The sequence below is a fragment of the Variovorax sp. GW821-FHT10B04 genome, from assembly GCF_059415645.1.
Genome location: NZ_JBWKNQ010000006.1, coordinates 348,326 through 357,799 on the forward strand (window position 1 = coordinate 348,326; position 9,474 = coordinate 357,799).

8 protein-coding genes are annotated in these 9,474 nt (G+C 68.7%); 4 read left to right on the plus strand and 4 right to left on the minus strand.

What is annotated here, in order from left to right; all coding sequences use genetic code 11:
* The first annotated feature begins 1 nt into the window (after position 1).
* The 3 genes from AC07PZ_RS17825 (at position 2) to AC07PZ_RS17835 (ending at position 4,195) form a co-directional block, all read left to right on the plus strand.
* Positions 2–1,186, plus strand: a complete 1,185-nt coding sequence (locus AC07PZ_RS17825; protein ID WP_495296453.1) for an ABC transporter ATP-binding protein — start codon at positions 2–4, stop codon at positions 1,184–1,186.
* On the plus strand, positions 1,183–2,988 hold the full coding sequence (locus AC07PZ_RS17830; RefSeq protein ID WP_495296454.1) for an ABC transporter permease subunit: 1,806 nt from the start codon (positions 1,183–1,185) through the stop codon (positions 2,986–2,988). Before AC07PZ_RS17825 ends, AC07PZ_RS17830 begins: the two co-directional genes overlap by 4 nt.
* 64 nt (positions 2,989–3,052) lie before the next feature.
* Entirely contained in the window at positions 3,053–4,195 is a 1,143-nt protein-coding gene (locus tag AC07PZ_RS17835; protein ID WP_495296455.1) for an extracellular solute-binding protein, read from the plus strand.
* A gap of 36 nt (positions 4,196–4,231) precedes the next feature.
* Here the strand turns inward: AC07PZ_RS17835 and AC07PZ_RS17840 are convergent, their stop codons facing one another.
* The 4 genes from AC07PZ_RS17840 to AC07PZ_RS17855 all read right to left on the minus strand — a co-directional run bounded on the left by AC07PZ_RS17840 (position 4,232) and on the right by AC07PZ_RS17855 (position 8,464).
* Positions 4,232–5,203 (minus strand): tripartite tricarboxylate transporter substrate binding protein, encoded by a 972-nt coding sequence (locus tag AC07PZ_RS17840; RefSeq protein ID WP_495296456.1) that lies wholly within the window; start codon positions 5,201–5,203, stop codon positions 4,232–4,234.
* An 18-nt stretch (positions 5,204–5,221) separates the two neighbouring features.
* Positions 5,222–6,709, minus strand: coding sequence for a xylulokinase (locus AC07PZ_RS17845; RefSeq protein WP_495296457.1), 1,488 nt, complete (start codon positions 6,707–6,709; stop codon positions 5,222–5,224).
* A 58-nt stretch (positions 6,710–6,767) separates the two neighbouring features.
* Complete coding sequence (locus AC07PZ_RS17850; RefSeq protein ID WP_495296458.1) at positions 6,768–7,517, minus strand: HpcH/HpaI aldolase family protein; 750 nt, start codon at positions 7,515–7,517, stop codon at positions 6,768–6,770.
* Between the two features lie 185 nt (positions 7,518–7,702).
* A complete protein-coding gene (locus AC07PZ_RS17855; RefSeq protein WP_495296459.1) occupies positions 7,703–8,464 on the minus strand; it encodes a DeoR/GlpR family DNA-binding transcription regulator in 762 nt (253 codons plus the stop codon).
* A 152-nt stretch (positions 8,465–8,616) separates the two neighbouring features.
* Between AC07PZ_RS17855 and AC07PZ_RS17860 the strand changes: the two genes are divergently transcribed.
* Positions 8,617–9,363: a metallophosphoesterase family protein gene (locus AC07PZ_RS17860; RefSeq protein WP_495296460.1), complete on the plus strand. Its 747-nt coding sequence runs from the start codon at positions 8,617–8,619 to the stop codon at positions 9,361–9,363.
* The last annotated feature ends 111 nt before the right edge of the window (positions 9,364–9,474 follow it).

A 9,474-nucleotide genomic window follows, 5' to 3' on the forward strand; every position in this document is an offset into this window, starting at 1 on the left:
GATGTCTTCCGTTGCCGCCGATCCGTCCCTGCACGCCCTGCGCGATGCGCCGCCCGCCACTGCGCCGAGCCACGTCCGCGCGGGTGAAACCGGCGCCAGGGGCGCCGTCGGCGCGCACGGCAGCCGCATCGACATCCGCGGCGTCACGCGGCGTTTCGGCCGCGTCGCGGCCATCGACGGCATCGACCTGACGATCGAGGCCGGCGAGTTCGTCACGCTGCTCGGCCCGAGCGGCAGCGGCAAGACCACGCTGCTCGGCGGCATCGCGGGCTTCTCGCCGATCGACGACGGCGACATCCGTGTCGATGGGCAATCGGTGCGCGGCATGCCGCCGCATCGGCGCGGCTTCGGCATGGTGTTCCAGCATTACGCGCTGTTCCCGCACATGACGGTGGCGCAGAACGTCGCCTTCCCGCTGCGCATGGAAGGCCTGGGCCGCGGCGAGAGCGCGCGCCGTGTCGGCGAGACGCTGGAGCTGCTGCACATGGGCGAGCACGCCGCGCGCCGGCCGGCCGAGCTCAGCGGCGGACAGCAGCAGCGCGTGGCGATCGCGCGTGCCATCGTGCGCCGGCCGCGCGTGGTGCTGATGGACGAGCCGCTGAGCGCGCTCGACCGCCGCCTGCGCGAGGCGATCCAGATCGAGATCCGCGCGCTGCACCGCACGCTGGGCACCACCATCGTCTTCGTCACGCACGACCAGGGCGAGGCGCTGGCGCTGAGCGACCGCATCGCCGTGCTCGACCGTGGCCGGCTGGTGCAGCTGGGCACGCCGGCCGAGCTGTACCGTGCGCCGGGCAGCGACTTCGTGGCGCGCTTCGTCGGCGAGTCGAACCTGTTCGACGCGACCGTGCAGGAACTGCGCGCCGGCGTCGCCTGGCTGCGCGGCGCCGACGGCCATCGCTTCGAGGCGCAGCACGGCAACCCCGCGCCGGCGCTGGGCAGCGCCGTCCAGGTGCTGGTGCGGCCCGAGCGCATTGCGCTGGTCGCGCCCGGCACGCCGGGCGCACGCGTGGCCACGGTGCAGTCGACCGTGTTCCTCGGCGAGATCCTGCGCATCGATGCGCTGCTGCCCGACGGCACGCCGGTGCAGGTGCGCTGCCTCGACCCGGTCGCGGCGCAGCGCCCGGCCGTCGGCGAGCCGGTGCATCTGTTCTGGCGCGCGCAAGACGCCTGGGTGCTGGCGTGAGCGAGGCGTCCGCCATCGGCACGTGGCCGCCGCGTGCCGCAGATTGGCGCGCCGCGCTGCGCAACCCGGCATGGCTGCTGCTGCCTGCGCTGGCCTTTCTCGCGGTGTTCTACGTGGCGCCGCTGGTCGACCTGCTGCGCCTGAGCGTGGCCAGCGAAGCGGGCGGCCCGCGCCTGACGCTGTCGCATTTCGAACGCGTCTTCGAGGTGCCGCTGTACTGGAATTCGCTGCTGCGCACCTTCGGCATCGCGGCCACGGTGGCGGCGCTGTGCGCGCTGTTCGGCTACCCGACCGCGCTGCTGGTGCACCGCGCGCGTGGCGGCTGGCGCGTGGCGCTGCTGGCGGCCATCGTGCTGCCGTACTTCATCTCGGTGCTGATCCGCACCTACTCGTGGATGGTGCTGCTGGGCCGCAACGGGCCGATCAACAAGCTGCTGCTCGGCCTCGGGCTGATCGATGCGCCGCTGCCGCTCATCTTCAACCGCGCGTCGGTGCTGATCTCGATCAGCGCGGTGCTGCTGCCGCTGATGGTGCTGACCGTGCTCGGCAGCCTGGCACGGCTCGACCCGCTGGTGCAACGCGCCGCGGCTGCCAGCGGCGCGGGGCCGCTCGCGGCGTTCTGGCGCGTGCTGTTTCCGCAGACGCTGCCCGGCCTGCTGGCCGGCGTGCTGCTGGTCTTCATCTCGGCGCTCGGTTTCTTCATCACGCCGTCGCTGCTCGGCGGGCCGTCCGACCAGATGTTCGCGATGCACATCACGCAACAGGCGGATTTCCTGGCGGCCGGTGGCTTCCTGCAGGCGTTGGCCGCGGTGCTGCTCGCGGTCACGCTGGCGGTGGTGGTCGCGGCAGGGCGACTGCTCGGCTTCGAATTCATCTGGGGCGGCCAACGCGCGGCGCGCCGCACCGCCGCCGATGACGGCCGCGCACCATCGCGCGCGGCACTGTGGCGCGCCGCGCTGGCGCAGCGCCTGGCGGACGCGCTCGGCTGGCCGCTGCTGCGCGTGCTCGGCCGCGTTCCCGCACTGCCGGCGTCCGTGGTCGCCGGTGCGCTCGCGGCCATCGCGCTGCTCACGCTGCTGCTGCCGATCGCCATCGGCGCGCTGATCTCGTTCAGCAACGCCGTGTACATGAGCTTCCCGCCGCCGTCGTATTCGCTGCGCTGGTACGAGAAGTTCTTCACCGACCCGATCTGGATGGCGTCGCTGCGCACGTCCGTCATCGTCGGCGTGCTGGCCACCGCGCTGTCGGTGCTGCTGGGTGTGTCGGCCGCGCTGGGCCTGGTGCGCTCGACGCTGCGCGCCAAGTCGGCGTGGATGACCTTTCTCGTCAGCCCGCTGATCGTGCCCGGCGTGGTGCTCGGCCTGTCGCTGTACAGCCTGTTCCTGCGGGCCGACCTGGTCGGCGGCGTCTGGGGGCTGGCGGCAGCGCATGCGATCGGCGGCATCCCACTGGTGCTGGTCATCGTCGCGGCCGGGCTGCAGTCGGTCGACACGCGGCAGGAGCAGGCCGCGGCCGTGCACGGCGCGTCGCCGCTGCGCGTGTTCTGGTTCGTCACGCTGCCGGCCATACGGCCCAGCGTGGCGGCGGCGTCGTTCTTCGCCTTCCTGCATTCCTTCGACGACCTCGTCTTCGCGATGTTCCTGAGCGGCTCGCGCATGACCACGCTGCCGCTGCGGCTGTGGGGCAACGTCAACTACAAGCTCGACCCCGTGCCCGCGGTGGTCGCCACCTTCGAGGTCGCGCTGATCCTCGTCGGCCTCTTTCTCGCGCGCTCCGCCTGGTCGGTGCGCTCGCGGCGCTGAACGCGCTCCGCCGGATTCATTTGTTTCGACCCATTCATCCACTCGATTCCACAGAAGGACATCCATGAAGACCCAGAACGTGGCGCAGCCGCGCCCCGAGGCATCGCCACGCGTGCCGTCCCATCCGTTGCGCTTGCGGCAGGCGCTGCTGTCCGTGGCCATCGCCGTCGGCACGCTGTGCGGTGCCGGCGCGGCCTGGAGCCAGGCCAGGGAAGTCGTGATCCAGGATCCGGGCGGCACGTATGGCGAAGGCCTGCGCCGGCTGGTGTACGACCCCTTCACCAAGGACACCGGCATCAAGGTGCTGACGGTGCAGGAAGCGCGCGGTGGCCCGCGCATCAAGGCGCAGGTCGAGGCCAAGCGCACCGAGTGGGACCTGGGCTTCATCTTCGACCAGGAGGTGAGCCAGCTCGACGCCTACCTGGCCGACATCGACTACAAGAAGCTGTCGCCCGAAGCGCAGAAGACGGTCGCGTCGCTGCCCAAGGAAGCCGTGCGGCCGAAGGGCGTGGCGCTGCAGGTCATCGGCGTGGCGTTGGTCTACAACAAGGAGGCCTTCCCGTCGAAGAAGTACCCGAAGACCTGGGCCGACTTCTGGAACGTGAAGGACTTCCCCGGCAAGCGCTGCCTGCCGCAGTGGTCGCGCTTCGTCTTCGAGTCGGCGCTGCTGGCCGACGGCGTGACGCCCGACAAGCTGTACCCGGTCGACTTCGACCGTGCGCTGCGCAAGATCGCCGAGATCAAGCCGCACGTCGTCAAGTGGTGGCTGACGAACTCGCAGGCGCCGCAACTGCTGCTCGACGGCGAGGCATCGGCCTGCCTGTCGTACACCGGCCCGGTCGCGCGCCTGAAGAAGGAAGACGCGAATGCGCCGCTGGAGATGACCTGGGACCAGGCCTTCACGTACTACGACTTCTTCTCCATCCCGAAGAACGCGCCGCACCCGGACGCCGTGCTGCAACTGCTGTCGTACCGCCTGGACGCGCAACGCGCCGCCCGCGTTGCCGAAGCCACCAGCGTCGCACTGCCGTCACCGCGCGTGTACGACGCGGCCGACCCGAAGCTGCGCGACTACTGGACGAACAGCCCGGAAGTCGAGAAGAAGGCGATCAAGTGGAACGCCGACTTCTGGGGGGCGAGGGCGAAGGACGGGACGACGAACGAGGAGTACGGGCAGCGGAAGTTGAATGAGTTGTTGGGGGGGTGAGGCGCCACGGCGGCGCCGCACCTCGGCTTGCAGCTCTCAGAGCTTGAAGTTCATCACCTTGATGAGCCGCTTGAAGTCCTCGCTGTCCTTGTCGATCATGGCGCCGAAGGCATCGGCCTCCTGGTAGACGAGGCCCAGGTTGGACTTCTCCATGCCGGTCTTGAAGGACTCTTCCGCTGCGGTCTTCGCGGCCATGGTGCGCAGGATGTTCACGATCTCGTCGGGCGTGCCCTTGGGCACCGCGAGGCCGCGCCACACGCTGATCTGGATGTCCATGCCGCGCTCCTTGAGCGTGGGCACGGCATCGAAGCCCTTCAGGCGCTTGTCGGACATCACACCCAGGCAGCGCAGCTTGCCTGCGAGCAGTTGCTGCGACGCTTCGGCCACGCTGACTGAGATGGCGTCGATGTGGCCGCCCAGCAGGGCCAGCACGCTGGGCGCCGCGCCCTGGAAAGGGACGTGCGTGAACTGCACGCCGGTCTTGTTCTCGACAGCCATCCCCGCGAACTGGAAGACCGAGCCGGGCCCTGAATTGCCCATACGCACACCACCGGGATTGGTGCGTGCGGCGGCCAGAAATTCTTCCAGCGTTTTCCACGGTGCGTCGGCCCGCACCGTGATGCCTGCCGGGTCGGCATTGAGGCCCGCGATGGGGCGGAAGTCGGCGGGCGTGATCTTGCCCACACCCAGGTGCGGCATGATGGCCAGCTCCGACACGACCATGCCGATCTTGTAGCCATCGGGGCGTGCATTGGCGATCTCGGCCATGCCGATGGTCGCGCTGGCGCCGGGCTTGTTGATCACCGTGAGTGGCTGCGGAAAGTGCTTGCGTGCCGCGTCGGCAAACAGGCGTGCGAGCACGTCCGTGCCGCCGCCCGGCGATGCGGGCACCACCACCTCGACGGGGCGAGACGGATAGCCCGCCGTCTGCGCGAACAGCGCGCCCGGGATGAGCATCGAGGTGCCGGCGCCCAGCAGGGTGCGGCGGTTGAGAGTGAATCGGTTCATGGTGTCTCCTGTTCTTGGTCAAAGTGATCGGGCGTCTTTCGCCTCGTGCATGGCGTGCGCAATGCGCGGCGCGGGTGCGTACAGGGCGAAAGTGGGCAGCAGCGCCTGGGCACAAGCCAGGTAGCGCGCACGGGCGGCTTCGTACAGCGGCCCGGCGTCCGCGCAGGGCACGAAGCGGCGCTGCTGCGCCACGAAGCATTGCGCGGCGCTGGCGTGATCGACGTGGATGCCGAGCGCCGTGCTGGCGATCACGGCCAGGCCCAGCGTCGTGAGTTCGTGGTCGGCCATCCGCACGACCGGAACGCCCAGCACATCCGCCTTCATCTGCGCCAACAGGTCGTTGCGCGCGAGTCCGCCGGCAAGCCGGACTTCGCGGATCTGCACGCCGCATTCGCGCATCGTCTGGGCGATGTGGCTCACCGACAGGGCGAGGCCTTCGTACACCGCGCGCGCCATGTCGGCGCGCGTCGTGTGCAGCCCGAGGCCGAGCAGCGCGCCGCGCGCGTGCGGGTCCCACAACGGCGCGCGCTCGCCGGCCAGATAAGGCAGGAAGGTGAGTCCGTTGGCGCCGGGCGGCACCGAGGCTGCCAGCGCGTCCAGGTCGTCGAAGCCCTGTTGCAGCAGATGGCTGCGCACCCATTCGAGCGCGCTGCCCGCACATGCGGTCGAGCCACGCACCAGCCATTGCGCGCCGAAGGGCACGCTGTAGATGCGCTGCCGGGCGTCGTCCACCCGCGTTGAGGAAACCACGCCGAACGAGGTGACGGTGCCCGAGATGTCGGTGGCGTCGCCGGGGCGGTCGATGCCGCTGCCGATGTACGCGCACTTGCTGTCGAAGGTCGCGGAAATCACCGGAAGGTTGGCCCAGCCGTGGCGTGCGCCGACGCTCGGACGCACGCCGCCGATGGTCTGGCCGATCGGCACTTCGCGCCCGAAAGGGCCGTCCGCTGCGCCGACCTGCTCGCGCATTCCGGGCGTGTACAGCCGCATCGCGGTGTAGCTGTTGAGCGTGGTTTCACCCGTGAGGAAGTGGTTGAGCCAGCCGGTGGCATCGAGCAGGCTGGCCGTCCGCTTCGCGATTTCGGGCTGCTCGCGCTCGAGCCGCAGCCAGTGCGGCAATGGGTCGGACACCAGCAGGCGCGCAGGCCGCGAGTCGCCCAACACGCGCTCCATGTGCGCCACGTCGATCGCGCTGCGCCGGTCCGAATACATGACGGCCGGTGCCAGCGCAGTGCCTTCACCATCGATCGGCACGTAGCCCGCGAGCGGGCCGGCTGCGGCCAGCGCATCGGGGCGGATTCCGGCATCGTGCGCGGCCTGCAGGCCCTGGGTCAGCAGGTCCGCCCATTGCGCGGTCGACTGCTCGATCGTCTCGCCGCGGACCTGCGAATCGACCGGGGCCGACCAGGTCCAGAGGCGCTCGCCGTCGGTGCGCAACGCACTGACGCGCAGGCTCTGCGTGCCGAGGTCGATGGCCAGCACCGTCAGGTGCTCAACTGCATTCATCGAGCAACCTCCGCCCTGCGGGCTGTGGTGCGAGCGCCTTCGGGTGGCCGGGTGGCGCTCATGCCTTGCCCGCCGCCAGTTCCGTGAAGAACGCGGCGTTGGCCTTCATGCCCTGGACGACCATGCCGCGGTCGGAACCCAGCGCGATGAAGCGGTAGCCGAGGTCGCGGTACTGGCGGGCCTGCGCCTGGTTGCGCACCAGCGCGCCGGCCAGCTTGCCGTGGCGTTGCGCGGCGAGCGCCACCTGGGTCAACGCATCGCGGAAATGCTCGTCCTGTGGATCGCTCGACAGCCCCATGTCGATGCTCAGGTCGGTCGGGCCGACGAACAGCACGTCCACGCCGGGCACGGCCGCGATCGCGTCGACCTGGCGCAAGCCCTCCCGCGATTCGATCTGCACCACGGTCAGCAGGTTGTCGTTGGCCTCCCGGACGTACTGCTCGTAATGGAAGCCGTAGCCCACGTTCCGCGTCGACGTCGCCACGCCGCGTGCGCCCAGCGGCGGAACCTGGATGCAGCGCACCGCCTCGCGTGCCTGCTCGGGCGTTTCGACGTTGGGCACCATCAATCCGCAGGGGCCGAGGTCCAGCACCTGCTTGAACATCACCGGGTCGATGCTCGGGACGCGCACGATCGGCGCCGTCCGATAGGCCTCGAGCGCGGCGATCTGATTGACCAGTCCGGTGAAGTCGCCGGAGCCGTGCTCCAGGTCGATCAACACCCAGTCATAGCCGGCCAAGCCGGCGATCGCCGCGGTGTCCGCGGAGCCCAGGTTCAGCCACGAGCCGGCGAACAGCGGGGACGACATGGCGGCATTGCGAGCCCATTTCATGTTCAAAAATCACTTTTAATGTTCGTAAAACAACATTATCGAGCGAGTTTGCGAGAGGATGCGCTAATGGTTTGCCCTCAAAACCGTCAAAATGTTGGAATGTGAACATAGTCGGCGCAACACAAGCTGCGTCACCACGCCGGCCGCCGAGGTGTAGATGCTCAGGCGAGCGGCGCGAGCGTCACCTCGGTCATGTCCCGCAGCCGCTCCCAGGAGGCATCGGGAAGCCGGTCGGTGAACAGCGTGCTGACCCGCGACAGATGCGCCACCTTGGCCACGGCGGGCCGGCCGAACTTGCTGTGGTCTGCGACCACGAAAGACCGGCGCCCGCAGCCCAGGATGGCTTCGGTAAGGCGCGCGTCTTCCAGCGAGAAGTCGAGGATGTCGCCGTCCGCCGAGATCGACACCACGCCCAGCACGCTGAAGTCGAGCTGAAAGCGCTCGACGAACTCCGCGCACGCGTCGCCGATCAGTGCGAGATCGCGCTGGCGCAACTGCCCGCAGGTGACAGTGATGTCGAAGTCTTCCTTGGTCGCGAGGATCGGCACCACGTTGAGGTTGTTGGTGACGATGCGCAGCCCGCGCTTGTTGAGCAGCTCGCGCGCGACGGCTTCGGCGCTGGTGCCGATGTCGATGAACACGGAGGACGCATCGGGAATCTCGTTTGCCACTGCGCGCGCGATCGCGTCCTTCTCTTGCGCCAGCGTGCCGCGCCGCGCCTCGTATGGCATGTTGACCACGCTGGAGCGGTACGACGCGCCGCCATGGAAGCGCGCGAGCACGCCCTGGTCGCACAGCACGCCGATGTCGCGCCGGATCGTTTGCGTCGTCACGCCCATCTCAGCCGCCAAGACCTCGACCATGACGAAACCACGCTCGCGCGCGAACTGGGTGATGGTCTGCTGGCGGGGGGAGAGGGTCACGGGGAGGCTGTGGAAGGGGAGTTGGAACGGGTTATTTTGACAGGGCGGGGTCGAGGGCAAGGGCGCGGATGACCCGGCGCAGGACGGCGCGGCACGAGACATGCGAGCGTGAAAATCATCGCCTGTTCCACGTCAACCCAAAGGTGCAACGCATGCGCATCGCCATCGTCTCCGACATCCACGGCAACCTGCCCGCGCTCGAAGCCGTGGTGAAAGACATCGCCCGCCGCGGCGTCGACTGCATCGTCAACCTGGGCGACAACCTGTCAGGCCCGCTGATGCCGCTGGAGACCGCGCAGTTCCTGATGGCGCAGCACCACTGGGTTCATCTGGCGGGGAACCATGAACGGCAGTTGCTGACGCTCGGCCCTGGCGAGCGCGGACTGTCTGATGCGTTTGCGCATTCGCAGTTGGGGGCGAAGGAGTTCGCGTGGCTGGCGACGTTGAAGCCGGTGCATCGGCTGAGCCGTGAAGTGCTGCTTTGCCATGGCACGCCGACCAGCGATATCGCGTATTTCCTGGAGACGGTGGAGCCTGGGAATTTTCGGGCGGCGAATGCGGCGGAGGTGGATGCGCGGTTGGGGGATGTTGGTGCGGAGGTCGAGTTGATTGCCTGCGGCCATACGCATGTGCCGCGTGTTGCGCGAGCGAGCAGCGGGCAGCTTGTCGTGAATCCGGGGAGTGTGGGATTGCAGGCTTATTCGGATGTGCGGCCTTATCCGCATGTTGTGGAGACGGGGGCGCCGGATGCGCGCTATGCGGTTGTGGAACGGGTGGGTGGGGAGTGGATCAGTACGCTTGTTGCTGTGCCGTATGGGTTTGGGGAGATGGCGGCGTTGGCGTTCGAGCGGGGGCGGGAGGATTGGGGGTGTGCTTTATCGAAGGGACGTGGTGGCTAGGGGCGCGTGTTGAATATCTATGTCTGCTTCAGACGGCGGATTCAACCGGTCGATGCAACACATTCGCTGAACATCTCAGCTGGTGTGTGGAAGCCGAGCGTCTTGCGCGGC